Source organism: Burkholderia sp. COPS, assembly GCF_019425585.1.
Lineage (GTDB): Bacteria > Pseudomonadota > Gammaproteobacteria > Burkholderiales > Burkholderiaceae > Burkholderia > Burkholderia cepacia.
In genome coordinates, this window is record NZ_WIXR01000015.1 from 12,727 (window position 1) to 38,710 (window position 25,984).

A 25,984-nucleotide genomic window follows, 5' to 3' on the forward strand; every position below is an offset into this window, starting at 1 on the left:
GCTTCCCGGGCTTCGCGCCGGCACCGGGCCCCGGCCGGCCGCGCGGCGCTTGCCGCGCCGCCCGGCCGGGCCGCCGCCGCGTGCGTCGAAGTGGCGCAATGCCGGCCCAGGTCAACCGGCCGGGCCGGTTGAACGTTTTACAATGACGGTTGTTCCACGACGTGAGTCTTCATGCGCACTTTCCTTTCCCTCGGCCGCACGCTCGCGCTGGCCGCCGCCGTGCTGGCGCCCGCCGCCCACGCGAATAACGTGATCATCCTCAATTCGGCCGAAGCGACGCTTTCCCTGATCGACCAGCAGACCCGTGAGGTCGTCGGCACGATGCCGACCGGCAAGGAACCGCACCACCTGATGGCAACGCCCGACAATTCGTCGCTGATCGTTGCAAATTCGGTCTCGAACAGCCTGATGTTCCTCGATCCGAAGACGGGCAAGCTGCAGCGCACCGTCGAAGGGATCGACGATCCTTACCAGCTCGGTTTCTCGCCCGACCGCAAGTGGTTCGCGGCCGCCGGCCTGCGCCTCGACCGCGTCGACATCTACGGCTACGACGGCCGCGACCTGAAGCTCGTGAAGCGCGTGCCGCTCGAAGTCATGCCGAGCCACCTCGCGTTCACGAAGGACAGCAAGACGCTGCTCGTGTCGCTGCAGGTGTCCGGCGAGATCGCGGCGATCGACCTGCCGACGCAGACGGTCAAGTGGAAGATGAAGGTCGGCAAGGTGCCGGCCGGCCTGTGGCTCACGCCGGACGACAAGTACCTGCTCGTCGGCATGACGGGCGCGGATTACGTCGCGGTGGTCGACTGGCGCAACCAGAAGGTCGTCAAGCAGATCTACACCGGCAAGGGCGCGCACAACTTCCGTTCGCTCGCCGACGGCACCCACGTCGCGGTGACGAACCGGGTCGCGAACACGATCAGCATCATCGACGAGAACACGCTCACCAACGTCGGCGACATCACCGGCCTGCTGCCGGGCCCGGACGACATGGAGCTGTCCGCCGACAAGAAGACGCTGTGGGTGACGTTCCGCTTCGCGAAGAAGGTCGGGATCATCGACCTGGCGTCGCGCAAGCTGGTGCAGACGATCGCCGTCGGCCGTTCGCCGCACGGGATCTACTTCTACGACCGCGCGCCGTGGCGCGCCGCGAACGGCGCGTGACGGGCGGGGGAGAACGATGCTGCACCTGATCGATGCGTTCGTATCGGACATCCAGACCTGGCTGTACGTCGACGTCGTGCAGCCGCTCCTCTTCAAGTTCAACCTGATGGACTACGACGAGGACACCTACGACGCGCTGTACTGGGTGATCGTCGGCGCGCTGCAGATGGTACTGATGTTCGTGCTGCTGCGTCCGCTCGAGGCGCTGCGGCCCGTCGAGCGCTGGACGAACCGCCGTGCCGTGCGGGTCGACGTGATCTACACCGCGATCGCGAAGCTCGGCATCTATTCGCTGTTCTTCTTCTTCGCGCTGCAGCCGCTGTTCGACAACTTCCAGGCGTGGCTGCGCCTGCACGGGGTCGCGAACGTCAACCTCGACTACCTGTGGCCGGGCGTGACCTCGAAGCCGATCGTCGCGTTCGCGATCTATCTCGTCGTGCTCGATTTCGCCGGCTACTGGTATCACCGCTGGCAGCACAAGTTCGGCGTCTGGTGGGAACTGCACGCCGTGCATCACAGCCAGCGCCAGATGTCGCTGTGGTGCGACGACCGCAACCACGTGCTCGACGACGTGATCCAGTCGTGCTTCTTCGCGGCGATCGCGCTCGTGATCGGCGTGACGCCGTCGCAGTTCGTCGTGCTGACCGCGTTCACCAACTTCATGCAGAGCATTCAGCACACGAATGCGCGCCTGTCGTTCGGCTGGCTCGGCGAGCGCCTGTTCGTGAGCCCGATCTTCCACCGGCGCCACCACGCGGTCGGCTACGGCCACGAAGGCACGAAGTACGGCTGCAACTTCGGCGTGCTGTTCCCGTGGTGGGACATGATGTTCGGCACCGCGTCGTGGAACCGCACGGTCGAGCCGACCGGCATCCGCGACCAGGTCGAGGGCGTGTCCTACGGCGAAGGCTTCTGGGCGCAGCACGGCCTCGCGTTCGTGCGGATCTTCCGGCGCCTGTTTCCCGCCAAGCGCGGCGCGGCGTCGGCCTGATCCGGCCATTCCCACGTTGAGCGGCTCTCCCACGCGGCCCGCATGTGCTTTGGCGCATGCGGGCCGCGTGGTTTATCCTTTCCCCGTTTTTCTCCGTCGATACAGGCTCGCATGAACGACTTGCTGCGTTCCTTCGTCCGGGCATTGGCGAGCGCACTGCATCCGCGCATGCTCTGGCTCACCCTGATGCCGTTTCTCGTCTCGGCCGTCCTGTGGGGCGTCGTGCTGTGGTTCTCGTGGCAGACGCTGCTGGACCTCGCACGCGGCGCGCTCGACGGCTTCGTGCTGACGGCCCTGCTGTACCGCGCGTTCGACGCGATCGGCATGTCGCAGCTGCATGCGGTCGTCGCGCCGTTCGTGGTCGTGTCGCTCGCGATTCCGCTGATCGTGCTGACCGTGCTGTTGCTGATCGCGACGATTTCGATGCCGGTCGTGATCAAGCACCTGTCGAACCGGCAGTTCGCGGCGCTCGAGCCGAAGCGGGGCGGCACCTTCTTCGGCAGCGTGTTCAATTCGCTGTGGGCGGCGCTGGCCGGCGTCGTCGTGCTGGTCGTCACGATCCCGCTGTGGCTGATTCCACCGTTCTTCGCGCTGCTGCCGCCCGTGATCTGGGGCTGGCTCACGTACCGCGTGATGACCTACGACGCACTCGCGCTGCACGCGAGCCGCGACGAGCGCCGGGCGCTCGTGCGCCGGCACCGCTGGCCGCTGATCGCCATCGGCGTCGCGACCGGGCTGCTCGGCACCGTGCCGACCTTCGTGTGGGTATCGTCGGTCTGGATGATGGTGCTGTTCCCGTTCGTCGCGGCGGCCATGATCTGGGTTTACGCTTTCATCCTCGTCTTCTCGGCGCTGTGGTTCGGGCATTATTGCCTGCGCGCGCTGGAGGACCTGCGTGCGAGTTCGCGCGCCACCGCAATCGACATGGGGCAGGCATGAGCATCGGCATCATCATCATCGGCGACGAAATCCTTTCGGGCCGCCGGCAGGACAAGCATCTGGCGAAGGTCATCGAGCTGCTCGGCGCACGCGGCCTCGCGCTCGGCTGGGCCGAATACGTCGGCGACGATCCCGCGCGCATCACGGCGACGCTCGCGCGCGCGATCGCGTCGGGCGACATCGTGTTCTCGACGGGCGGGATCGGCGCGACGCCGGACGACCACACGCGCCAGTGCGCGGCCGCCGCGCTCGGCGTGACGCTCGAGCTGCACCCGGAAGCGAAGGCGCTGATTTCGGAGCGGATCCGCGAAACCCACACCGACCCGGCCACGCCGGTCGATTTCGATTCCCCGGAGAACCAGCACCGCTTCAACATGGGCGTGTTTCCGGTGGGCGCGACGATCATCCCGAACGGCTACAACCGGATTCCCGGTTTCTCGGTCGGCGACCTGCACTTCGTGCCGGGCTTCCCGGTGATGGCGTGGCCGATGATCGAATGGGTGCTCGATACGAAGTACGCGCACCTGCATCACGCGACGCCGCACGCGGAGCGTTCGCTGTACGTGTTCGAGCTGCCGGAATCGACGCTCACGCCGTTGATGGAGCGCATCGAGCGCGATTTCCCGGGCGTACGCGTGTTCAGCCTGCCGAGCGTGGGCGATGCGGAGCGTGGCGGGATCTTCGCGCGCCGTCACATCGACCTCGGCGTGAAGGGCGAGCCGGAAGCGGTCGCAGCCGCGTACGTGAAGCTGCGCGAGGGCGTGCACCTGCTCGGCGGCGACGTCGTCGAAGCCGAGGCGTCGCGCGCCTGAGCGGCGTACCGGCCGGCCGCACAAAAACCACGGGCCGCGCAACGCGGCCCGTCATCGGCATGTCATCGCCCGGCTCGACGATGAGGCTGTCGTCACCGGCGTGCGCCGCGCGCCGTCAGGCGCCGATCCACGGCAGTTTCCGGAAGCACCAGCCATCGACGGTCTTGCGGTGGCCTTCGGCGTCCTTCGCGCCCTCGAAGCCTTCGAGCAGGTCGAACGCCTTCGTGAAGCCGGCCTGCGCCGAGGCGACCGCGGCGAGCTTCGAGCGCGCGGCGCTGCGGCACAGGAACAGGATGGGGGTATCGGGCGGGAGGGCCGCCTTCAGTTCGTTGACGAATTCGGCGTTCGGCACGCCGCCCGGGTAGCGCGTCCATTCGAGGTGCAGGTACTGGCCGTCGCCGACGAGCGGGCGGCCGATCCAGTCGAGTTCGGCGCGGGTGCGCACGTCGACGAGGCGCGCCGACGGATCGAGCTGCAGCAGTTCGAAGGCTTCGGCCGGCAGCAGCGCCCCGGCGTAGTTGAGCGCGCCTTGGGCGCGGCGTTCGTCGGCCTTCGCGTAAAGCTGGTCGAGCGTACTCATGGCAGGGAGTCTCCGTATCGGTCAAACGAGCATTCTAGCGCGGCGTCGCGGCACGGATGGCCGCGTGCGGTGCGGTGCACGCATGGCCCACGCGTTCACCAAAAAAGTGCAGAATGGCACGCATGCACCAGAATGATTCCTTGGCTGCGGCGGGTCGCCGGAATTGCACCATCACAGTGCTTTCGGCAAGCGACCGGTGCGGCGCAAGGCCCCGGAATCGCGCAGCCCGGCCCTGACGTGGCGAGCCCCGGCGCGATTTGCGCCCGTCGTTCGCAAAGGTGGCACGGAAGCTGCTATATAGAATTCGGTCGAATCGGGGCGCGCTGCGCCAAAGCAAGACCCCGGTCAGCTCGATAAACGAGGCGGTTCCCAGTCCGCCGGAATTGTTCTAATCAGGAGAAGAGGTTATGAGTAAAACCGTCGCCGACGTCATGCAGCTCGTGAAGGACGAGGACGTCAAGTTTGTCGATTTCCGCTTCACGGATACGCGCGGCAAGGAGCAGCACGTGTCGGTGCCGGTTTCGGCGTTTGACGAAGACAAGTTCGAAAGCGGCCATGCATTCGACGGCTCGTCGATCGCCGGCTGGAAGGGCATCGAGGCGTCGGACATGCTGCTCATGCCGGACCCGAGCGCCGCTTTCGTCGACCCGTTCTACGAAGAGTCGACCCTCGTGCTGACCTGCGACGTGGTCGAGCCGGCCGACGGCAAGGGCTACGAGCGCGATCCGCGTTCGCTCGCGAAGCGCGGCGAAGCGTACCTGAAGAGCACGGGCATCGGCGACACGGCCTACTTCGGTCCGGAACCGGAATTCTTCATTTTCGACTCGGTCCAGTGGAACACGGACATGTCGGGCTGCTTCGTGAAGATCAACTCGGAAGAAGCGCCGTGGTCGGCAGGCAAGGAATTCGAAGGCGGCAACACGGGCCACCGTCCGGGCACGAAGGGCGGCTACTTCCCGGTCGCACCGGTCGACACGTTCCAGGACATGCGTTCGGAAATGTGCCTGCTGCTCGAACAGCTCGGCATCCCGGTCGAAGTGCACCACCACGAAGTGGCGGGCCAGGGCCAGAACGAAATCGGCACGAAGTTCTCGACGCTGGTTCAGCGCGCCGACTGGACGCAATGGTCGAAGTACATCATCCACAACGTCGCGCACTCGTACGGCAAGACGGCGACGTTCATGCCGAAGCCGGTCGTCGGCGACAACGGTTCGGGCATGCACGTTCACCAGTCGATCTGGAAGGACGGCCAGAACCTGTTCGCGGGCAACGGCTACGCCGGCCTGTCGGAACTGGCGCTGTTCTACATCGGCGGCATCATCAAGCACGCCCGTGCACTGAACGCGATCACGAACCCGACGACGAACTCGTACAAGCGTCTGGTCCCGCACTTCGAAGCACCGGTCAAGCTCGCGTATTCGGCGCGCAACCGTTCGGCATCGATCCGCATTCCGCACGTGTCGAACCCGAAGGGCCGCCGTATCGAAACGCGCTTCCCGGATCCGATGGCGAACCCGTACCTGTGCTTCACGGCGCTGATGATGGCCGGCCTCGACGGGATCCAGAACAAGATCCATCCGGGCGAAGCAGCGGACAAGAACCTGTACGACCTGCCGCCGGAAGAAGATGCAAAGATCCCGACCGTCTGCGCGGGCCTCGACCAGGCACTCGAAGCGCTCGACAAGGATCGCGAGTTCCTGACGCGCGGCGGCGTGTTCACGGACGGCATGATCGACGCGTACCTCGCGCTGAAGGAGCAGGAGCTGGCGAAGTTCCGCATGACGACGCACCCGATCGAGTTCGAGATGTACTACTCGCTGTAATCGGCGATGGCGCTTCGATTCAGCGCCGTTTTGCCGGTTCGTTCCCGCCGCGCGGTTGGCGGCGGGGGCGGCGGAGCCTGAAAGGGGCGGCGTTCAGCCGTCCCTTTTTTGTTCCGGTGATTTTCCTTTTCTGGCCCGTTGAGGCGCGACAAGCACGCAGATGGTTCTGAAGAATCTGATCAAGGCGAAAACGGGGCAGCCCGAGCGACTGACGGACGACGAGCGGCTCGCACGCTCGGGCCTGCTGGCGGGGCTGGAAGCGCTGCCGACGGTCGTGCTCGTGCTCGACCGCAAGACGCTGCGGATCGCGTTCGCGAACCCGTCCGCGGAGGCGATGCTCGACATCTCGCGCCGGCAGCTCGCGCAGCGGCCGTGGGGCGAGATCTTTCCTAATGCGAACGAACTGGCGTCGACGATCACCGCGATCGGCGAGGAACGCTTTCACGCGACGCACCTCGATACCGTGCTCGACCGGCCCGGCCGCGAACCGCTGCACGTGCACGCGATCGTCGGCTTCCTCGAGACCGCGCCCGATTTCGTGCTCGTCGAGCTGTTCGAGAACGAACGGCAGTCGCGCACCGATCGCGAGGAGCGCATCCACGACCTGACCGCGGTCAACAAGCAGCTGATCCGCAACCTCGCGCACGAGATCAAGAATCCGCTCGGCGGCATTCGCGGCGCAGCCCAGCTGCTCGAATTCGAACTCGGCGAGCGCGAGCGCGGCGAGTTGCGCGAATACACGCAGGTGATCATCAAGGAGTCCGACCGCCTGCAGACGCTCGTCGACCGGTTGCTGGAGCCGCACCGGCATCCGCACATCGTCGGCGACGTGAACATTCATGAAGTGTGCGAACGCGTGCGCGCGGTGATGCTCGCGGAATTCCCGCGCGGGCTCACGATCGAGCGCGACTACGACGTGAGCGTGCCGGACCTGCGCGGCGACAAGGAACAACTGATCCAGGCGCTGCTCAACATCGTGCGCAACGCGGCGCAGGCGCTGCGCGAGCGGATCGCGCAGGGCGACGCGAAGATCGAGTTGCGCACGCGCATCGCGCGCAAGGTGACGATCGCGAAGCGCCTGTACCGGCTGGCACTGGACTTGCACGTGATCGACAACGGGCCCGGCATCCCGGAAGACATCCGCGACCGGATCTTCTACCCGCTCGTGTCCGGGCGCGACGACGGCAGCGGCCTCGGCCTGACGCTCGCGCAGACGTTCGTGCAGCAGCACGACGGGACGATCGAGGTCGAAAGCCGGCCCGGACGTACCGAATTTCAGATCCTGCTGCCGCTCGATCATTGAGCGGCAGCATGGCGATTCACCGGATTCACCAATATCTGACCGACCTATGAAGCCGATCTGGATAGTAGACGACGACCAATCGATCCGCTGGGTGCTTGAAAAGGCGCTCGCCCGGGACAGCTTCGCGACGAAGAGCTTCGCGAACGTGCGCGACGCGCTGGCCGCGCTCGACCACGAGACGCCGCAGGTGCTCGTATCCGACATCCGGATGCCGGGCGGCTCGGGCCTCGAGTTGCTGCAGGCGATGCACGAGCGCCTGCCGGGCCTGCCCGTCATCATCATGACGGCGTTCTCCGATCTCGACAGCGCCGTCGCGGCGTTCCAGGGCGGCGCGTTCGAATATCTCGCGAAGCCGTTCGACGTCGACAAGGCGGTCGAACTGATCCGCCGCGCCGTCGAGGAAAGCCTGCGCGGCGGCGTGCCGCAGGACGAGCGCGTGGCCGAGGCGCCCGAGATGCTCGGCCAGGCGCCCGCGATGCAGGACATGTTCCGCGCGATCGGCCGCCTGTCGCACTCGGCCGCGACCGTGCTGATCACCGGCGAATCGGGCACCGGCAAGGAGCTCGTCGCGCGTGCGCTGCACCGTCACAGCCCGCGCGCGAACGGGCCGTTCATCGCGCTGAACACCGCGGCGATTCCGAAGGACCTGCTCGAATCCGAGCTGTTCGGCCATGAGCGCGGCGCGTTCACCGGCGCGCAGTCGACGCGGCAGGGCCGCTTCGAGCAGGCCGAGAACGGCACGCTGTTCCTCGACGAAATCGGCGACATGCCGTTCGACCTGCAGACGCGCCTGTTGCGCGTGCTGTCGGACGGGCAGTTCTATCGGGTCGGCGGGCACAACCCGCTGCGCGCGAACGTGCGCGTGATCGCCGCGACGCACCAGAATCTCGAATCGCGCGTGCGGCAGGGCCTGTTCCGCGAAGACCTTTACCACCGGCTCAACGTGATCCGGCTGCGGCTGCCGCCGCTGCGCGAGCGCAGCGAGGACATCGCGCTGCTCACGCGCCACTTCCTGCAGAAGAGCGCGCGCGATCTCGGCGTCGAGCCGAAACGCGTGTCCGACGAGGCGCTGGCCTACCTGACGTCGCTCGCGTTTCCCGGCAACGTGCGCCAGCTCGAGAACCTCGCGAACTGGCTGACCGTGATGGCGCCCGCGCAGACGGTCGAGATCAAGGACCTGCCGCCCGACCTCGTGCCGGCCGGCGCGCCGGTCGTCGCTGCGGGCGAAGGTGCGGGCACGCACGTCGGTGGTGGCGATACGGCACTCTCGGCACCGGTGACGGGCACGGCGCCGGTGGCGTCCGCGCCGGTCGCGGCCGCGCCGAACGGCAGCGCGCCGGCCGGCTATCCGGTGTGGGAGCATGGTTTGCGCACCGAGGTTGCACGCCTGTTGCGCGAGAACTCGGCCGACGTGATGGACGAACTCGCACGCCGCTTCGAGGCGGCCGTGATCCGCGAGGCGCTCGACTTCACGCGCGGTCGCAAGGTCGAGGCCGCGGAGCGCCTCGGCATCGGCCGCAACACGATCACGCGCAAGATCCAGGAACTCCATCTGGAGCCCTGAGCACGATTTGCGGCATGCGCGGGCATCGCGCATGCCGCGATCGGACATAATCGCGGTTTGCACGCCGTTTGCCATTCCGCCCATCCGCAATGTCCGATTCCTTCCGCTGGCCCGCCGGGGCCGACCCGTTCCGTTTCCTCGAAGCGCTCGACAGCAAGCGTGCCCGCACGTGGGTCGACGAGCAGAACGCGCGCACGCGCGCCGCGCTGCGTGACGACGATGCCTATCGCGCGCTCACGGCGCGCCTCGCGAAAGCGTACCTGCCGCGCGAACGCCCGGTGATTCCAACCCGCTGGCGCGACTGGGCCTACGACCTGTGGCAGGACGATCTCCATCCGAAGGGGCTGTGGCGCCGCACGCGCTGGGACGACTGGCGTGCAGGCCGGCCGGCGTGGGAAACGCTGCTCGACGTCGATGCGCTCGGCGCGGAGGAGGGCGAATCGTGGGTGTTCGAGCAGGACGCGATCCTGTATCCGGACGGCGATCGCGCGCTGCTGTCGCTGTCGCCGGGCGGTGCCGACGCGGTCGTCGTGCGCGAATTCGATCTCGTCGAACGTCGTTTCGTCGACGGCGGCTTCACGATCGACGAGCCGGGGCATCACACGGTCGGCTGGATCGATCGCGATACCGTCTACGTGAGCTGGGATCGCGGCGACGCGCATGCCACCGCGGCCGGCTATCCGTATGAAGCGCGGCGCTGGGTGCGCGGCACCGCGCTTGCCGATGCGCCCGTCGTCTTCAGCGGCGAACCCGACGACATCAGCGCGGGCGCGGGGTTCGATCCGATCGACAACCGCCACGTCGCGTGGCGCAGCGTCGACTTCTTCGACGCGCATGCGTACCGGCTGACCGATGCGGGCGAGTGGACGCGCTACGACGTGCCGCCCCATGTCGAGGTCGGGTTCTGGGAAGGCTGGCTCATGCTGGAGCCGCGCCTCGACTGGGATTGCGGCGGTGTGCGCCATGCGGGCGGCTCGCTGCTGGCGATCCGCGAGCAGGCGTTCCTGGCGGGGTCGCGCGAACTCACGACGCTGTTCGCGCCGCAGCCGACGACGTCCGCGTGCACGTGGACGCACACGCGCACGACGCTGATCGCGAGCTGGCTCGACGACGTGCACAACCGCACGCTGCTGTGGCAACCGCGACAGGTCGACGACGGTACGTGGACATGGGATGCGCGGCCGTTCGAGTGGGCGGGCGACGCGCAGATCGACGTCGAGCCCGTCGAGGCGACGCTGAACGACGAGGTGTACGTCGACGTCGACACCTATCTCGATCCGCCCGAATGCTGGCTGGCGGATCTGGCCGACCGCGCGGACGATGCGTCGTCGCGTCGCGTGCTGCTCGACCGGCCGCCGGTGCAGTTCGACGCGACGGGGCTCGTCGTGCGCCGCGCGAGCGCGCGCTCGCGAGACGGCACGATGGTGCCGTACACGCTGATCGGGCCGCGCGATGCACTCGATCCGGCCGAAGGCACCGCGCGCGTCGCGCGGCCGTGTTTGCTGTCGGGCTACGGCGGTTTTGCGATCCCGAACCTGCCGGGCTACAGCGACGCGTTCGGCATCGGATGGCTCGAGCGCGGCGGCGTGATGGCGTTCGCGCACATCCGCGGCGGCGGCGAGTTCGGGCCGCGCTGGCACGTCGACGCGCAGCGCGAACACCGCCAGCGCTCGTTCGACGATTTCATCGCGGTGGCCGAGGATCTGGCCGCGACCGGCGTGACGAGCGCCGCTCAGCTCGGCATCGAGGGCGGCAGCAACGGCGGGCTGCTGGTTGCCGCGTGCATGGTGCAGCGGCCGGAGCTGTTCGGCGCGGTGCTCTGTCGCGTTCCGCTGCTCGACATGCGGCGTTATCCGAAGCTGCACGCGGGCGCCGCGTGGCTCGACGAATACGGCGACCCGGAGGATCCGCACGAAGGTGCGGCGCTGGCCGCGTATTCGCCGTATCACCGCGTGCGCGAAGGCGTCGCGTATCCGCCGTTACTGCTGACGACGTCGACGCGCGACGACCGCGTGCATCCCGCGCATGCGCGCAAGATGGCCGCGCGCATGCATGCGCTCGGTCATGAACGGGTGTGGTATTGGGAGAACACCGACGGCGGCCACGGCAGTGCCGACGATCTGGAACGCGCGGAAGCCGACGCGGCGGAATTCGGGTTCCTGTGGGCCCATCTCGGGCCGGCGCCCGCGCGGCGCTGAACGCGCGCGGGCGGCCCGGTCAGCCGACGACCGCGACCACGGGCGTGTGGTCGGACGGCTGTTCCCACGTGCGCGGCGTGCGATCGACCTCGCACGACGTGCAGGTTTGCGCAAGCGCCGGCGACAGCAGCACGTGGTCGATGCGCAGCCCCGCGTTGCGGCGGAACGCCATCATCCGGTAGTCCCACCACGTGAAGGTCTTCTCCGGCTGTTCGAAGCGGCGGAACGCATCGACGAAGCCGAGTTCGATCAGTTGCGCGAAGTGGGCGCGCTCCTGCGGCGACACGAGGTTCTGGCCTTCCCATTTCGCGGGGTCGTGCACGTCGCGGTCTTCCGGCGCGATGTTGTAGTCGCCGAGCAGCGCGAGCTTCGGGTAGCGCTGCAGCTCGGTGCGCAGCCACGCCTGCAGCGCGTCGAGCCATTGCATCTTGTAGACGAACTTGTCCGAGTCGGGCGCCTGGCCGTTCGGGAAATACGCGGATACGATGCGCACGCCGTCGACCGTCGCGGCGATCACGCGCTGCTGGGGATCGTCGAAGCCCGGAATGTTGCGCACGATGTCCGATTCGTCGACGGACAGCGTGTCGCGCGCGAGGATCGCGACGCCGTTGTAGGTCTTCTGGCCCGTGAACCAGCTGCGGTAGCCGGCGGCTTCAAGATCGGCGCGCGGGAATTTCTCGTCCGGCAGCTTCAGTTCCTGCAGGCACAGTACGTCGGTGCCGCTTTGCGCGAGCCAGTCGAGTACGTGCTGCTTGCGGACGTTGAGCGAGTTGACGTTCCAGGTGGCGATTTTCATGAACGGGAGTGTGCGTGCGGGGTAAATGCGAAGGCCGCCATCTTACCGCGAGCACGCGGTGCGAACGCGCCCGTCGTGCGGGGTGGGGGCGGTGCCTCGCACCGCCGTCACGGGGAATCGGGAAGAAATTGTGACAAAAGTATTGACGTGAGTACTTCCTCACCCTATAATTTATTTCTCTGACGCGGGGTGGAGCAGTCTGGCAGCTCGTCGGGCTCATAACCCGAAGGTCGTAGGTTCAAATCCTACCCCCGCAACCAAGCACACCAGACGATGTGCAGCGCAAGTGACCGATGCGCGCTTCGTCGACAGGAACCCGGCTCCGTGCCGGGTTTTTTGTTTTCTGCGCGCGGCGCCGCTATTGCGCCGCCCACTCGACCGCCGCCTTCGCATGCAGCGCGGTCGTATCGAACACCGGCAGCGGCGAGTCGTCCGCGCCGATCAGCAGCGTGATTTCCGTGCAGCCGAGGATCACCGCCCGGGCGCCGCGTGTCGCCAGTTCCTCGATGATCGTCACGTACGTCGCGCGCGATTGCGGCGCGATGATGCCGTGGCACAGCTCGTCGTAGATGATCCGGTGCACGTCGTCGCGCCCGCGTTCGTCCGGCACGAGTACCTCCATGCCGAACCTGTCGCGCAACCGCTCCGCGTAGAACGGCAACTCCATCGTGTAGCGCGTGCCCAGCAGCGCGACGCGCTCGATGCCCGCATCGCGCAGCGCGGCGCCGGTCGGGTCGGCGATGTGCAGGAACGGCAGCGTCACCGCGGCTTCGATCGCGGCGTGGACGCGATGCATCGTATTGGTCGTCAGCACGACGAGATCGGCGCCGGCCGCTTCGAGCTGCCGCGCGGCGCCGGCCATCCGTTCGCCGAGCGCGGCCCAGTCGTGCGTGCGCTGCAGCGCTTCGATCTCCGCGAAATCGACCGTGACCAGCACGCTTTTCGCGTTGTGATGCCCGCCGTGCAGCGCCTTCGAATGACGATTGATCATCCGGTAGTACTCGGCCGACGATTCCCAGCTCATCCCGCCGATCAATCCGATCGTCTTCATTCGTCACCTTTGCGTTTCGTGTATTGCGGCAGACGAGTATAGGCGCCGCTGCCCGCGCCGGCCGGTACGATCCGTGCAAAGCGGGCCGGTACGGCACAGCCGGGCGCGACCGCACGCGACAGTTGAAACCGGCACTGTGTTTTTGTACAGTATCGGCACCGTGAACCCGACCATCATTCCGCCTGCCGATCCGCACGCGCCACCACCGGGCGACGTGCTGCCGCGCATGCGCAAGATCATTCATTGCGATTGCGACTGCTTCTACGCGTCGGTCGAGATGCGCGACGACCCGTCGCTGCGCAACCGGCCGCTCGCGGTCGGCGGCCGGCCCGACCAGCGCGGCGTGATCGCGACCTGCAACTACGAGGCGCGGCGCTACGGCGTGCATTCGGCGATGTCGTCGGCGCTGGCGATGCGCAAGTGTCCGGACCTGCTGATCCTGCCGTCCGCGATGGACAAGTACCGCGCGGCATCGCGGCAGATCATGGCGATCTATCGCGACTACACGCCCGACGTCGAGCCGCTGTCGCTCGACGAGGCGTACCTCGACGTCAGCGGGTCGGAGCGATGCCAGGGCAGTGCGACGCTGATTGCGCGGGAGATCCGCCAGCGCGTGCACGATACGGTCGGCGTGACCGTGTCGGCCGGCGTCGCGCCGAACAAGTTCATCGCGAAGATCGCGTCCGACTGGAACAAGCCCGACGGGTTGTTCGTCGTGCGGCCGCACGAGATCGACGCATTCGTCGCGGCGCTGCCGGTGCGCAAGCTGCACGGCGTCGGCAAGGTGACGGCCTCGCGGCTCGACCGGCTCGGCATCCAGACCTGCGCGCAATTGCGCGACTGGCCGCTGATCGACCTGCACCGCGAATTCGGCGCGTTCGGGCGGCGGCTGTACGAATTGTCGCGCGGGATCGACGAGCGGCCGGTGCAGGCCGACCAGGAGCGCAAGTCGGTCAGCGTCGAGACGACCTACGTCACCGATCTGACGACGCTCGAGCAGTGCGCGGAAGAAATCCGCCGGCTCGTCGTGCAGCTCGACGCGCGTATCGCGCGGGCGGGCGCCGCGCGGTCGATCCGCAAGCTGTACGTGAAGATCCGCTTCGCCGATTTCCAGCGGACGACGGTCGAGTGCGTGGCCGACGCGACGCATGCGGATACGGCCGTCACGCTGCTCGCGAAGGGGCTGCAACGGCGTGCGCAGGCGGTGCGGCTGCTCGGCGTCGGCGTGCGCATCGACGAGGATACCGCCGAGCGCCACGGGCAGTTCTCGCTGTTCGACGACGAAACCGGACACGCCGGCGACGCAGCCGACGAACCCCCGGCACCATGAAAAAAGGCACCGCCGCGGCGGTGCCTTTCGATGCAGCCGGACGAGCCGGACAGCGGGCGCTCAGTGCGCGGGTGCGGCCATCCCGTTGTGGCGCAGCAGCGCATCGATCTGCGGTTCGCGGCCGCGGAACGCCTTGAACGAGTCCATCGCCGGACGGCTGCCGCCGACCTCGAGGATTTCGCGTCGATAGCGCGTGCCGGTCGCTGCGTCGAGCACGCTGCCGCTCGCGGCGGCCGCTTCCTCGAACGCCGCGTACGCATCGGCCGACAGCACCTCGGCCCACTTGTAGCTGTAGTAGCCGGCCGCGTAGCCGCCCGCGAAGATGTGGCTGAACGTGTTCGGCCAGCGCGAGAACGCGGCTTGCGGGATCACGTGATAGCGTTCGTTGATCTCGCGCGCGAATGCGGTCACGCCGGTGGCGCCTGCCGGGTCGAAGTCGACGTGCAGCAGCATGTCGAACATCGAGAACACGATCTGGCGCAGCGTGCCGAGCCCGCTCTGGAAGTTCTTCGCGGCGATCATCTTGTCGAACAGCTCGCGCGGCAGCGCGGCGCCCGTATCGACGTGCGACGACATCGACGACAGCACGTCCCATTCCCAGCAGAAGTTTTCCATGAACTGCGACGGCAGCTCGACGGCATCCCATTCGACGCCGTTGATGCCCGACACGCCGAGCTCGTCGACGCGCGTGAGCATGTGGTGCAGCCCGTGACCGAATTCATGGAACAGCGTGATGACTTCGTCGTGCGTGAAGCATGCGGGCTTGCCGCCGACCGGTGCCGAGAAGTTGCAGGTCAGGTACGCGACCGGCGTCTGCACGGTGCTGCCGCGCTTCGCGCGCGACCGCGCGTCGTCCATCCACGCACCGCCGCGCTTGCCTTCGCGCGCGTACAGGTCGAGATAGAACTGCGCGACGAGCGAGCCGTCGCGGTTCTCGACGCGGAAGAAGCGCACGTCCTTGTGCCACACCGGCGCATCGTCCGGCTTGATCTGGACGCCGAACAGCGTCTCGGTGACGGTGAACAGGCCCTTCAGCGCGGCCGGCTCCGGGAAGTACTGCTTGACCTCGTTTTCCGAGAACGCGTAGCGCTGCTGGCGCAGCTTCTCGGCCGCGTATGCGACGTCCCACGGCGCGAGTTCGGCGAGGCCGAGTTCCTTCGCGGCGAACGTGCGCAGCTCGTCCCAGTCCTTGTCCGCGTGCGGGCGTGCGCGCGTTGCGAGATCCTCGAGGAACGCGATCACCTGCTGCGGCGATTCGGCCATCTTCGGCGCGAGCGACACTTCGGCGAAGTTGCGGTAGCCGAGCATCTGCGCCTCTTCGCGGCGCAGCTTCAGCGCATCGGCGACGATCGCCGTGTTGTCCCATTCGGCCTTGCCGTCGCCGTACTGCGGCCCGAGTTCCGACGCGCGCGTCGCATAGGCGCGGTAGAGCGTCTCGCGCAGCGCGCGGTTGTCGGCGTATTGCAGCACCGGGAAGTACGACGGGAAGTGCAGCGTGAATTTCCAGCCTTCCTTGCCGTCCTTCTGCGCGGCTTCGCGGGCGGCCTCGATCGCGTCGCCGGGCAGGCCGGCCAGTTCGGCGTCGTCCTGCACGATGTACGCGTACGCATTGGTCGCGTCGAGCACGTGATCGGAGAAGGCCTTCGACAGCGCGGCCTGCTGTTCCTGCAGTTCGGCGAAACGCGGCTTCTGGTCCTCGGGTAGCTCGGCGCCCGACAGGCGGAAATCGCGCAGCGCGTTGTCGAGGATCTTTTTGCGTTCGGTGGATAGCGTTGCGTATTCGGCACTCGCGGCGATTGCCTTGTACTTCTCGTACAGCGCGAGGTTCTGGCCGACGCTCGACCAGAATTCGGTCACGCGCGGCAGGTTTTCGCCGTAGGCGGCCCGCAGTTCGGGGGTATCGGCGACCGCGTTCAGGTGGCCGACGATGCCCCACGCGCGACCGAGCGGCTCCGTCGCGTGCTCGACCGTCTCGACGACATCCGCCCAGGTTGCCGGCGTCGCGGCGGCGCTTGCGGTCTCGACCGCGCGGCTGGCGGCATCGAGCAACGTGTCGAGCGCGGGCGTCACGTGTTCCGGGCGGATCTCGCCGAAGCGGGGCAGGCCCGAGAAGTCGAGAAGCGGGTTGGTGTTGGCGCTGGCGGACATAAGACTCCCTGTCTGTTGCCGGATGAACCGGAGTGAAAAGGGTAAGGCGCGCACGACAGCGCGGCGCCCGATATCGACATTATTGGGGCGCATTGCGCGCTTTCCAATCGTTAGTTTCTAACGACGCGATTGGCGCGGGGTCGAATGCGGGATGGGGTGGCCGGCCAGGTGCGGCCGGCGAGGCGCCGGCGCGCGGAACCGCACGCCGGCTGAACGGGCAGGGTCAGGCTGCTGCGTCGGCCGCGCGCTCGGCGGCCTCGATCGTGTTGATCAGCAGCATCGTGATGGTCATCGGGCCGACGCCGCCCGGCACCGGCGTGATGTGGCCGGCCACTTCCTTCACGCCCGCGAAGTCGACGTCGCCGCACAGCTTGCCGGCATCGTCGCGGTTCATGCCGACGTCGATCACCGTCGCGCCGGGCTTGACCATGTCGGCGGTCAGGATGTTGCGCTTGCCGACCGCGGCGACCACGACATCGGCCTGCCGCGTATGCGCGGCGAGGTCACGCGTCTTGCTGTGGCAGATCGTCACGGTCGCGCCGGCGTCGAGCAGCATCATCGCCATCGGCTTGCCGACGATGTTCGAGCGGCCGATCACGACCGCGTTCGCACCCTGCAGCGGGATGCCGTGCGCCTCGAACATCTTCATCACGCCGTACGGCGTGCACGGCCGGAACAGCGGCTTGCCGGTCATCAGCGCGCCGGCGTTCGCGATGTGGAAGCCGTCGACGTCCTTCTCCGGCGCGATCGCCTCGATCACCTTGTGGCTGTCGATGTGCGCGGGCAGCGGCAGCTGGACGAGGATGCCGTGAATCTTCGGGTCGCGGTTCAGCTCGTCGATGCGCGCGAGCAGGTCGGCTTCCGACAGCGTGGCCGGGTACGCATCCTTCAGCGAGAAGAAGCCGTTGTCCTCGCACGCCTTGATCTTGTTGCGCACGTAGACTTCGCTCGCCGGGTTGGCGCCGACGAGGATCACCGCGAGACCGGGCTGGTGGCCGCGTGCGGTCAGGGCGGCGGCGCGTTCGGCGGCCTGCGCGCGCAAGGTCTTCGAGAGGGCGTTGCCGTCGATGAGGAGGGCTGTCATGGTGGTGGTCCTGCCGGGAAGTTGGAATGCGGGCGTGCGGCACGCGAAGCGCCGCAGCAAAGCACGCAATTATACCGGTCGCCTGCCGTCGTCCGACAGTGAATACAAGGAAAGCGTCATGGCGCCGGTGCCGGCGCTCCGGGAGGAAGCGCCGGGCCATGCCGCGCGAGTGGGCCGCATCGCGCGGCGCGGTAGCCGGTGGTGCGGCCGGCCGGGCAGGGCTGCCCGTAGCCGCGCGCGCCGCTCAGGCCTGCTTCTTCGACAGCGCGAGGCGCAGCAGGTCGGCCACCGTATTGACGTTGAGCTTTTCCATGATGTTCGCGCGGTGCGCTTCGACCGTCTTGATGCTGATGCCGAGATCGTCGGCGATCTGCTTGTTCAGGCGGCCCGCGATGATCCGTTCGAGCACCTGCTGCTCGCGCGCGGTCAGCTTCGACAGGCGTTCGCTCGCGGCACGCTGCTCCTGGACGCTCTTGCTTTCGCTTCGGGCCTTGTCGAGCATCCGCTCGACGAGCTTGCGCAGCTCGGCTTCGTCGAACGGTTTCTCGATAAAGTCCATCGCACCCTTTTTCATCGTCGACACGGCCATCGGCACGTCGCCGTGACCCGTGACGAAGATGATCGGCAGCGCGGCATTGTCGGCGATCAGGCGTTCCTGCAGCTCGAGACCGCTCATGCCCGACATCCGCACGTCGAGGATCAGGCACGCGATCTGGCCGACCTGCTGCGCCGGCTGGTACGCATCGAGGAACTGCTCGGCGCTCGAGAAGCATTGCACGCGATAGCCGTTCGCCTCCAGCAGCCAGCGCAGCGAGTCCCGTACGGCCTCGTCGTCGTCGACGACGAAGACGGTTTCCTGAGTGGTGGTGACAGGGCTATTCATAGTTCTCCCGTAACGGTATGTGATGCCGATGCCTCGCGCCCCCCTTGGCCGAGATCAGCGGGTTCCCCAATGGGCAGGCTGCAGTGGAACGTCGCGCCGGAAATGCGGCCATCCGGCTCGACGTTGTTGACCACCCACAGACGCCCCCGATGCGATTCGATGATCGAACGGCAGATGTTCAGCCCCATGCCCATGCCATCGGACTTGGTGCTGTAAAACGGTTCGAACAGGCGCTCGGCGGTCGCTTCGTCGACGCCCGGGCCCTGGTCGATCACGCGGATGTCGACGAATCCCGCCTCGATGTCGGCGATGACGCGGATCACGCCGTCCGCCGACGCCGGCTTCACGTCGGCCATCGCCTCGGCCGCGTTCTTCATCAGGTTCACGAGCACCTGCTCGATCAGCACGGGGTCGACATAAATAATAGGCATTCTTGCGAGGATTTCCGTGACGATCCGGATCCTGCGCTTCCTGGCCTCGATTTCAGCGAGCCCGACCGCGTCGGCGACGATGTCCGCGACCCGGGCCGGCTGGCGCTTCGGCTCGCTGCGCTTCACGAATTCGCGGATCCGCTTGACGATCATCCCGGCGCGCAGCGCCTGCTGCGCGGTCTTTTCCAGCGCGGGCTGCAGCGTCTCGGGCGTGCCGCGGCCACTCTTGACGAGCGCGAGCGTGCCCGAGCAGTAGTTGTTGATCGCGGCGAGCGGCTGGTTCAATTCGTGAGCAATCGACGACGCCATTTCACCCATCGTCATCAATCGGCTCGTGAACTGCAGCTTCTCTTCCTGCTGGTGCGCGAGCTCCTGCGCCTTCTTGCGGGTCGTGATGTCGGTCGCGATCTGCATCTGCGCGAGGTGGCCGTCCACCCACTGGATGTACTGGCGGCGCACCTCGAACCACTTCTGGATGCTCTCGACGTACACCTCCTGCGCATCGGCCGTGCTGCTCGTCAGCGCGGCGGCCGGCAGGCCCGCGAACGCGTCGACCATGTCGATCGAGTCGGACGATGCCTGCGCGCGGTCGAAGCCGCCGCCCGACAGCTCGAGATGGCCGTCCGGGCGAATGCCGAACAGGTGGCGGTAGTAGCGGTTCGCGAACAGCAGCTCGGCTTCGTCGGCGGCCAGCACCGACACCGCGGCGTCGAGGCTTTCGAGCACCGTCGTGAAGCGCTCGTGCGCGGCCGCGAGTTCCTCGCGCGCGCGCTTCGGCTCGGTGATGTCGGTCATCGACGACATCCAGCCGGTCTGGCGGCCCGAACTGTCGATCAGCGGCGACACGTACAGGCGCGCATGGAACAGCGTGCCGTTCTTGCGCCGCACGCGCAGCTCGAAGCCCGAGCTCGGCGCCTTGCCGCGCAGCGTCATGTCGAGCTGGCGCTGCATTTCCGGGTAAGCGTCGCGCGGCCAGTACGGGAACGGCGCGACCTTGCCGACGAGGTCGGTTTCGTCCCAGCCCGTCATCCGGCAGAACGCGGGGTTCACGTGCGTGATGCGGCCGTGCATGTCGAGCACGCGCATGCCGATCAACACCGAATTCTCCATCGCGCGGCGGAAGAACGCCTCCGCGTACAGCGCCTGCTGCGCCTCGAAGCGCTGGCGCGTGTGCTTCCACAGGCTCCAGAGGCTCCACAGCACGAAGCACGACAGGCCCGCCACGAGCCACACGAGCGTGTTGTTGGTGAGGTTCGTGAGCTGCGGGAATGCGTACACGCGCACGGTCAGCCCCTGGCCGGGCGGATCGAGCGGCAGGTCGTAGTGCGAGTCGCGCGGCAGGCGCGGGCGTGTCGACGTGGACGACAGCTCGCGGTTGTTCGCGTCGGTGATCGAGATCTTGTACTTCGACGACAGTTCCTGCGGAATGTCGTGCTTCAGGATGCCTTCGACCGAGAACACCGCGGCGATCGAGCCGAGGTACTCGCGGTCGCCGCGCATGACGGGCGTCTGCAGCGTGATGAAGCCGTTGCCGAAGTCGTCGTAGATCAGCGGCGAATAGGCCTGGCGCCGCGTGCTGCGCGCCTCGTCGTACGCGCCGCGCACGGCGTCCTGCATCTGCGCTTCGCCGGGCTTCGCGAGCCGCTGGCCGAGCAGCGGCGGATGCACGGTCGGCCAGCGCTGTACGCCGGGCGATGTGTACCAGTTCAGGTAGAGGATTTCCGGGTGCGTCTGCATCACGTCCGCGACGGCCATCTGGAACGCGTTCTGGTCGAGACGGCCGGACGCGAGGTCGCGCGATACTGCCTGGAGCTGTTCCTGCGCGCCCGTCATCGACAGGCGGATCTGCTGCTGCGCCCACGCGACGTTCCGGAAGAGGGTGTCTTCCTGCTGCTGCTGTTCGCGGCGGTTGAGGCTCCACAGGATGAGGCTCATCACCACCAGGAACACGAGGATCGACAGCAGTGGCGTCAGCAAATAGGAATTGGACCACCACGGTCCGTGGTGCCAACGGGACGGCTGCGACTCCGCCGGCGGGCCCGACGGTCGCGCCGAGCGTGCGAAAAGCCGATCGGTCAACATGGCAGGATTGTAGCGCAGCGCAATACATGGAAAACCTATACCGGATATGTTGAACGGAAACGGATTTGTTCCGCCGGGACGCGCCGGAGAGCCCCGAAATATGGGTGCAGCGCAGCAATATTTCGTATTGCGAGAAAAGATCTCACAATTCGAAAATTTTGTTGCGCAGGCCCGCGCACGCTCATTACAATCCGCTGGAGCTTGCCCGCAGCCGGTCGCGTCGCGTCGTCTGCACGAGAGCGATCCTCACATTCCAGGACCCAGGAGACGAGAATGTCCGCTGTACCGAACGAAGTGATGAAATATGTCGCCGCCGAACGTGACGACGACCCGCAAGAAACCGTCGAGTGGCTGGAGTCGCTCGATGGCGTGATCTCCTCCGTGGGCACCGGCCGCGCGCATTACCTGATCGAAAAGCAGATCGAGTTCGCCCGCATGCACGGCGAACACCTGCCGTTCTCCGCCAATACCCCGTACATCAACACGATCCCGGTCGAAGCCCAGGCGAAGATCCCGGGCGACCAGGACATCGAGCACCGCATCCGTTCGTACACGCGCTGGAACGCGCTGGCGATGGTGCTGCGTGCCGGCAAGGACACGAACGTCGGCGGCCATATCGCGTCGTTCGCGTCGGCCGCGACGCTCTATGACGTCGGCTACAACCACTTCTGGCACGCAGCGTCCGAGCAGCACGGCGGCGATCTCGTGTTCGTGCAGGGCCACTCGTCGCCGGGCGTCTACTCGCGCGCATTCCTGCTCGGCCGCCTGAAGGAAGAGCAGCTCGACAACTTCCGCCAGGAAGTCGACGGCAACGGCATTTCGTCGTACCCGCACCCGTGGCTGATGCCGGACTTCTGGCAGTTCCCGACCGTGTCGATGGGCCTCGGCCCGATCATGGCGATCTACCAGGCACGTTTCATGAAGTATCTGGAAGCGCGCGGCATCGCGAAGACGGAAGGCCGCAAGGTGTGGGCATTCCTCGGCGACGGCGAGACGGACGAGCCGGAATCGCTCGGCGCGATCGGGATGGCGAGCCGCGAAAAGCTCGACAACCTCGTGTTCGTGATCAACTGCAACCTGCAGCGTCTCGACGGCCCGGTGCGCGGCAACGGCAAGATCATCCAGGAACTGGAATCGGAATTCCGCGGTGCCGGCTGGAACGTGATCAAGGTCATCTGGGGCAGCCGCTGGGACGCGCTGTTCGCGCGCGACAAGACGGGCGCGCTGATGCGCCGCATGATGGAAGTCGTCGACGGCGAGTACCAGACGTACAAGTCGGAGTCGGGCGCGTTCGTGCGCGAGCACTTCTTCAACACGCCTGAACTGAAGGCGCTCGTCGCCGACTGGTCCGACGACGACATCTGGGCGCTGAACCGCGGCGGCCACGATCCGCACAAGATCTACGCGGCTTTCCACGAAGCCACGAACACGAAGGGTGCGCCGACCGTCATTCTCGCGAAGACCATCAAGGGCTACGGGATGGGCGAGTCGGGCCAGGCGATGAACATCACGCACCAGCAGAAGAAGCTGCCGGTCGAGCAACTGAAGAAGTTCCGTGACCAGTTCCGCCTGCCGATCACCGACGAGCAGATCGCCGACGTGCCGTACCTGAAGTTCGAGGAAGGCTCGAAGGAACTCGAATACATGCGCAAGCAGCGCATGGATCTCGGCGGCTACCTGCCGCATCGCCGCGAGAAGGCGACGTCGCTGCCGGTGCCGGCGCTCGACGCGTTCGAACCGCTGCTGAAGGGCACGGGCGAGGGCCGCGAGATCTCGACGACGATGGCGTTCGTGCGGATCCTGAACATCCTGCTGAAGGACAAGGCGCTCGGCAAGCGCGTCGTGCCGATCGTCCCGGACGAATCGCGTACGTTCGGCATGGAAGGCCTGTTCCGCCAGATCGGTATCTGGAACCAGGAAGGCCAGAAGTACGTGCCGGAAGATTCCGACCAGCTGATGTTCTACAAGGAATCGCAGACCGGCCAGATCCTGCAGGAAGGCATCAACGAAGCGGGCGGCATGTGCGACTGGATCGCGGCGGCGACGTCGTATTCGACGCACGGCGAGATCATGGTGCCGTTCTACATCTTCTATTCGATGTTCGGCTTCCAGCGGATCGGCGATCTGGCATGGGCCGCGGGCGACATGCGTTCGCGCGGCTTCCTGCTCGGCGGGACCGCGGGCCGCACGACGCTGAACGGCGAAGGCCTGCAGCACGAAGACGGCCACTCGCTCCTGTGGGCGGCATCGGTGCCGAACTGCGTGAGCTACGACCCGACCTTCGGCTACGAACTCGCGGTGATCGTCCAGGACGGCCTGCGCCGCATGGTGCAGGACCAGGAAGACGTGTACTACTACATCACGGTGATGAACGAGAACTACGAGCACCCGGCGATTCCGCAGGGCGAGCACGTGGCGGCCGACATCATCAAGGGCATGTACGCGTTCAGGAAGGCCGACGCCGACAAGAAGGCGCCGCGCGTCCAGCTGCTCGGCGCGGGCACGATCTTCAACGAAGTGATCGCTGCCGCCGACCTGCTGAAGAATGACTGGGGCGTCGCCGCCGACCTGTGGAGCGTGCCGAGCTTCACCGAGCTGGCGCGTGAAGGCCACCAGGTCGAGCGCTGGAACCTGCTCCATCCGACCGAGGAGCGTCGCCTGTCGCACGTGCAGAAGTGCCTGAAGGACACGCAGGGCCCGGTCATCGCGTCGACCGACTACGTCCGCGCGCTGGTCGACCAGATCCGCGGCCAGATCGATCGCCGCTTCGTCGTGCTGGGCACCGACGGTTTCGGCCGCTCGGATACCCGCGAGAAGCTGCGTCACTTCTTCGAAGTCGACCGTCACTGGGTCACCGTCGCCGCGCTCAACGCGCTGGCCGACGAAGGCACGATCGAGCGCAAGGTGGTCGCGGACGCGATCGCCAAGTACAACCTCGATCCGTCGAAGCCCAACCCGATGACCGTTTAACGCACACGCCGTGTGATGCCGCGCGCCGCTTCCGCGAGAAGCGCGCGCGGCCATGGAGACAGAAACAGATGAGTCAAGCGATCGAAGTGAAGGTGCCGGATATCGGCGATTACAAGGACGTGCCGGTGATCGAGATCGGCGTGAAGGTCGGCGACACGGTCGAGCCGGAGCAGTCGCTCGTCACGCTCGAGTCGGACAAGGCGACGATGGACGTGCCGAGCCCGGTAGGCGGCGTCGTGAAGGAAATCAAGGTCAAGGTGGGCGATTCCGTGTCGGAAGGCTCGCTGATCATCCTGCTCGAAGGCGGCGCCGCGGCGCAGGCCAACGGCGCGGCCGCGCCGGCCGCAGCACCGGCTCCGGCGGCCGCGCCTGCGCCGGCCGCAGCGGCACCGGCTGCCGCACCGGCAGCCGCCGGCGGCACGCTCGAAGTGAAGGTACCGGACATCGGCGACTACAAGGACGTGCCGGTGATCGAGATCGGCGTGAAGGTCGGCGACACGGTCGAGAAGGAACAGTCGCTCGTCACGCTCGAGTCGGACAAGGCGACGATGGACGTGCCGAGCCCGGCAGCGGGCGTCGTGAAGGAAATCAAGGTCAAGGTGGGCGATTCGGTGTCGGAAGGCACGCTGATCGTGCTGCTCGAAGCCGCAGGTGCAGCGGCTGCCGCACCGCAGGCGAGCGCACCGGCGCCCGCCGCTGCAGCGCCGGCGCCAGCGCCGGCAGCACCCGCACCGGCACCCGCGAAGGCCGCACCGGCCGCTGCTGCGCCGGCTCCGGCCGCGGCACCGTCGGGCGAATACCGCGCCAGCCACGCATCGCCGTCGGTACGCAAGTTCGCGCGCGAACTCGGCGTCGAAGTCGCGCGCGTGCAGGGCTCGGGTCCGAAGGGCCGCATCACGAAGGAAGACGTCACGGGCTTCGTGAAGGGCGTGATGACCGGTCAGCGCGCGGCACCGGGCGCGGCAGCCGCGCCGGCAGGCGGCGGCGAGCTGAACCTGCTGCCGTGGCCGAAGGTCGACTTCTCGAAGTTCGGCCCGTTCGAGGCGAAGCCGCTGTCGCGCATCAAGAAAATCTCGGGCGCGAACCTGCATCGCAACTGGGTGATGATCCCGCACGTCACGAACAACGACGAAGCGGACATCACCGAGCTCGAAGCGCTGCGCGTGCAGCTGAACAAGGAGCACGAAAAGGCGGGCGTGAAGTTCACGATGCTCGCGTTCGTGATCAAGGCGGTCGTCGCCGCGCTGAAGAAATTCCCGACCTTCAACGCGAGCCTCGACGGCGACAACCTGGTGTTCAAGCAGTACTACCACATCGGTTTTGCCGCGGACACGCCGAACGGCCTCGTCGTACCGGTGATCCGCGATGCGGACAAGAAGGGGCTCGTCGATATCGCGAAGGAAATGGCCGAGCTGTCGAAGGCCGCACGCGACGGCAAGCTGAAGCCGGACCAGATGCAGGGCGGTTGCTTCTCGATCTCGTCGCTCGGCGGGATCGGCGGCACCCACTTCACGCCGATCATCAATGCGCCGGAAGTCGCGATCCTCGGGTTGTCGCGCGGCCAGATGAAGCCGGTGTGGGACGGCAAGCAGTTCGTGCCGCGTCTGACGCTGCCGCTGTCGCTGTCGTATGACCATCGCGTGATCGATGGCGCGGAAGCCGCGCGGTTCAATGCGTATCTCGGCGCGTTGCTCGCGGATTTCCGTCGCATCATCCTTTGATGAGCGGGGTGGGGCTCGCGGGGGCGTGGTTTTTGGTTGGTTCTCCACGCTCTTGTCGTTGAACCTGTTGCGCTAACGGTCTATTAGCGTCGCCCCTGCGCGGGGCGGCGGTCACTT

At 66.8% G+C, this 25,984-nt stretch carries 18 protein-coding genes and 1 tRNA gene; 12 read left to right on the forward strand and 7 right to left on the reverse strand.

The genetic code is table 11. The annotated features are described in order from the left end of the window. The first annotated feature begins 171 nt into the window (after window positions 1-171). The 4 genes from FOZ70_RS13150 (at window position 172) to FOZ70_RS13165 (ending at window position 3,903) form a co-directional block, all read left to right on the forward strand. Entirely contained in the window at window positions 172-1,161 is a 990-nt protein-coding gene (locus FOZ70_RS13150) for a beta-propeller fold lactonase family protein (protein ID WP_021157647.1), read from the forward strand. 16 nt (window positions 1,162-1,177) lie between these two features. Then, complete coding sequence (locus FOZ70_RS13155) at window positions 1,178-2,152, forward strand: sterol desaturase family protein (protein WP_021157648.1); 975 nt, start codon at window positions 1,178-1,180, stop codon at window positions 2,150-2,152. Window positions 2,153-2,263: 111 nt separating this feature from the next. Next, window positions 2,264-3,091 (forward strand): EI24 domain-containing protein, encoded by an 828-nt coding sequence (locus FOZ70_RS13160; RefSeq protein ID WP_059707092.1) that lies wholly within the window; start codon window positions 2,264-2,266, stop codon window positions 3,089-3,091. Then, window positions 3,088-3,903, forward strand: coding sequence for a molybdopterin-binding protein (locus FOZ70_RS13165; protein WP_059707090.1), 816 nt, complete (start codon window positions 3,088-3,090; stop codon window positions 3,901-3,903). Before FOZ70_RS13160 ends, FOZ70_RS13165 begins: the two co-directional genes overlap by 4 nt. Window positions 3,904-4,018: 115 nt before the next feature. Here FOZ70_RS13165 and FOZ70_RS13170 read toward each other — a convergent pair whose 3' ends face one another. Then, window positions 4,019-4,483 carry a rhodanese-like domain-containing protein gene (locus FOZ70_RS13170; protein ID WP_021157651.1) on the reverse strand — a complete coding sequence of 155 codons (465 nt, stop codon included), beginning with the start codon at window positions 4,481-4,483 and terminating at the stop codon, window positions 4,019-4,021. A gap of 407 nt (window positions 4,484-4,890) precedes the next feature. Between FOZ70_RS13170 and glnA the strand changes: the two genes are divergently transcribed. The 4 genes from glnA (at window position 4,891) to FOZ70_RS13190 (ending at window position 11,371) form a co-directional block, all read left to right on the forward strand. Next, window positions 4,891-6,306: a type I glutamate--ammonia ligase gene (gene glnA, locus FOZ70_RS13175; protein WP_017331833.1), complete on the forward strand. Its 1,416-nt coding sequence runs from the start codon at window positions 4,891-4,893 to the stop codon at window positions 6,304-6,306. Between the two features lie 160 nt (window positions 6,307-6,466). Continuing rightward, the gene (gene glnL / locus FOZ70_RS13180; RefSeq protein ID WP_021157653.1) at window positions 6,467-7,609 is read left to right on the forward strand and encodes a nitrogen regulation protein NR(II); all 1,143 of its coding nucleotides are present in this window, start codon (window positions 6,467-6,469) and stop codon (window positions 7,607-7,609) included. A 46-nt stretch (window positions 7,610-7,655) separates the two neighbouring features. Then, complete coding sequence (gene ntrC / locus FOZ70_RS13185) at window positions 7,656-9,173, forward strand: nitrogen regulation protein NR(I) (protein WP_021157654.1); 1,518 nt, start codon at window positions 7,656-7,658, stop codon at window positions 9,171-9,173. An 89-nt stretch (window positions 9,174-9,262) separates the two neighbouring features. After that, entirely contained in the window at window positions 9,263-11,371 is a 2,109-nt protein-coding gene (locus FOZ70_RS13190) for a prolyl oligopeptidase family serine peptidase (RefSeq protein ID WP_219706064.1), read from the forward strand. A 19-nt stretch (window positions 11,372-11,390) separates the two neighbouring features. On the opposite strand, the gene xth is transcribed toward FOZ70_RS13190, so the two are convergent. Continuing rightward, a complete protein-coding gene (gene xth, locus FOZ70_RS13195) occupies window positions 11,391-12,167 on the reverse strand; it encodes an exodeoxyribonuclease III (RefSeq protein WP_021157656.1) in 777 nt (258 codons plus the stop codon). A gap of 183 nt (window positions 12,168-12,350) precedes the next feature. Here xth and FOZ70_RS13200 point away from each other — a divergent pair. Further along, window positions 12,351-12,427 (forward strand) — tRNA-Met (locus FOZ70_RS13200). A 98-nt stretch (window positions 12,428-12,525) separates the two neighbouring features. Here the strand turns inward: FOZ70_RS13200 and FOZ70_RS13205 are convergent. Continuing rightward, a complete protein-coding gene (locus tag FOZ70_RS13205) occupies window positions 12,526-13,218 on the reverse strand; it encodes an aspartate/glutamate racemase family protein (RefSeq protein ID WP_059707086.1) in 693 nt (230 codons plus the stop codon). 136 nt (window positions 13,219-13,354) lie between these two features. Here FOZ70_RS13205 and dinB point away from each other — a divergent pair, with 136 nt between their 5' ends. After that, window positions 13,355-14,548, forward strand: coding sequence for a DNA polymerase IV (dinB, locus tag FOZ70_RS13210; RefSeq protein WP_021157658.1), 1,194 nt, complete (start codon window positions 13,355-13,357; stop codon window positions 14,546-14,548). Between the two features lie 60 nt (window positions 14,549-14,608). On the opposite strand, the gene FOZ70_RS13215 is transcribed toward dinB, so the two are convergent. The 4 genes from FOZ70_RS13215 to fixL all read right to left on the reverse strand — a co-directional run bounded on the left by FOZ70_RS13215 (window position 14,609) and on the right by fixL (window position 21,176). Beyond that, window positions 14,609-16,696, reverse strand: coding sequence for a M3 family metallopeptidase (locus tag FOZ70_RS13215; protein WP_021157659.1), 2,088 nt, complete (start codon window positions 16,694-16,696; stop codon window positions 14,609-14,611). A gap of 223 nt (window positions 16,697-16,919) precedes the next feature. After that, complete coding sequence (folD, locus tag FOZ70_RS13220; RefSeq protein WP_048024084.1) at window positions 16,920-17,780, reverse strand: bifunctional methylenetetrahydrofolate dehydrogenase/methenyltetrahydrofolate cyclohydrolase FolD; 861 nt, start codon at window positions 17,778-17,780, stop codon at window positions 16,920-16,922. A 244-nt stretch (window positions 17,781-18,024) separates the two neighbouring features. Further along, window positions 18,025-18,663 carry an oxygen response regulator transcription factor FixJ gene (gene fixJ, locus FOZ70_RS13225; protein ID WP_219706065.1) on the reverse strand — a complete coding sequence of 213 codons (639 nt, stop codon included), beginning with the start codon at window positions 18,661-18,663 and terminating at the stop codon, window positions 18,025-18,027. Further along, a complete protein-coding gene (fixL, locus tag FOZ70_RS13230) occupies window positions 18,660-21,176 on the reverse strand; it encodes an oxygen sensor histidine kinase FixL (RefSeq protein WP_042973631.1) in 2,517 nt (838 codons plus the stop codon). Before fixL ends, fixJ begins: the two co-directional genes overlap by 4 nt. 273 nt (window positions 21,177-21,449) lie before the next feature. Between fixL and aceE the strand changes: the two genes are divergently transcribed. Together aceE and aceF are read left to right on the forward strand one after the other, a co-directional pair. Next, window positions 21,450-24,146, forward strand: coding sequence for a pyruvate dehydrogenase (acetyl-transferring), homodimeric type (aceE, locus tag FOZ70_RS13235; RefSeq protein WP_021157662.1), 2,697 nt, complete (start codon window positions 21,450-21,452; stop codon window positions 24,144-24,146). A gap of 68 nt (window positions 24,147-24,214) precedes the next feature. Next, window positions 24,215-25,867, forward strand: a complete 1,653-nt coding sequence (aceF, locus tag FOZ70_RS13240) for a dihydrolipoyllysine-residue acetyltransferase (RefSeq protein WP_059493300.1) — start codon at window positions 24,215-24,217, stop codon at window positions 25,865-25,867. Window positions 25,868-25,984: the final 117 nt, after the last annotated feature.

Bases quoted from the DNA above. Each gene is read 5' to 3' on its own strand.
- FOZ70_RS13190 (WP_219706064.1), top strand. From the start codon at position 9,263: ATGTCCGATTCCTTCCGCTGGCCCGCCGGGGCCGACCCGTTCCGTTTC.
- FOZ70_RS13205 (WP_059707086.1), bottom strand. From the start codon at position 13,218: ATGAAGACGATCGGATTGATCGGCGGGATGAGCTGGGAATCGTCGGCC.
- aceE (WP_021157662.1), top strand. From the start codon at position 21,450: ATGTCCGCTGTACCGAACGAAGTGATGAAATATGTCGCCGCCGAACGT.
- FOZ70_RS13150 (WP_021157647.1), top strand. From the start codon at position 172: ATGCGCACTTTCCTTTCCCTCGGCCGCACGCTCGCGCTGGCCGCCGCC.
- FOZ70_RS13155 (WP_021157648.1), top strand. From the start codon at position 1,178: ATGCTGCACCTGATCGATGCGTTCGTATCGGACATCCAGACCTGGCTG.
- FOZ70_RS13160 (WP_059707092.1), top strand. From the start codon at position 2,264: ATGAACGACTTGCTGCGTTCCTTCGTCCGGGCATTGGCGAGCGCACTG.
- FOZ70_RS13165 (WP_059707090.1), top strand. From the start codon at position 3,088: ATGAGCATCGGCATCATCATCATCGGCGACGAAATCCTTTCGGGCCGC.
- folD (WP_048024084.1), bottom strand. From the start codon at position 17,780: ATGACAGCCCTCCTCATCGACGGCAACGCCCTCTCGAAGACCTTGCGC.
- FOZ70_RS13215 (WP_021157659.1), bottom strand. From the start codon at position 16,696: ATGTCCGCCAGCGCCAACACCAACCCGCTTCTCGACTTCTCGGGCCTG.
- glnA (WP_017331833.1), top strand. From the start codon at position 4,891: ATGAGTAAAACCGTCGCCGACGTCATGCAGCTCGTGAAGGACGAGGAC.
- fixL (WP_042973631.1), bottom strand. From the start codon at position 21,176: ATGTTGACCGATCGGCTTTTCGCACGCTCGGCGCGACCGTCGGGCCCG.
- fixJ (WP_219706065.1), bottom strand. From the start codon at position 18,663: ATGAATAGCCCTGTCACCACCACTCAGGAAACCGTCTTCGTCGTCGAC.
- ntrC (WP_021157654.1), top strand. From the start codon at position 7,656: ATGAAGCCGATCTGGATAGTAGACGACGACCAATCGATCCGCTGGGTG.
- glnL (WP_021157653.1), top strand. From the start codon at position 6,467: ATGGTTCTGAAGAATCTGATCAAGGCGAAAACGGGGCAGCCCGAGCGA.
- FOZ70_RS13170 (WP_021157651.1), bottom strand. From the start codon at position 4,483: ATGAGTACGCTCGACCAGCTTTACGCGAAGGCCGACGAACGCCGCGCC.
- xth (WP_021157656.1), bottom strand. From the start codon at position 12,167: ATGAAAATCGCCACCTGGAACGTCAACTCGCTCAACGTCCGCAAGCAG.
- aceF (WP_059493300.1), top strand. From the start codon at position 24,215: ATGAGTCAAGCGATCGAAGTGAAGGTGCCGGATATCGGCGATTACAAG.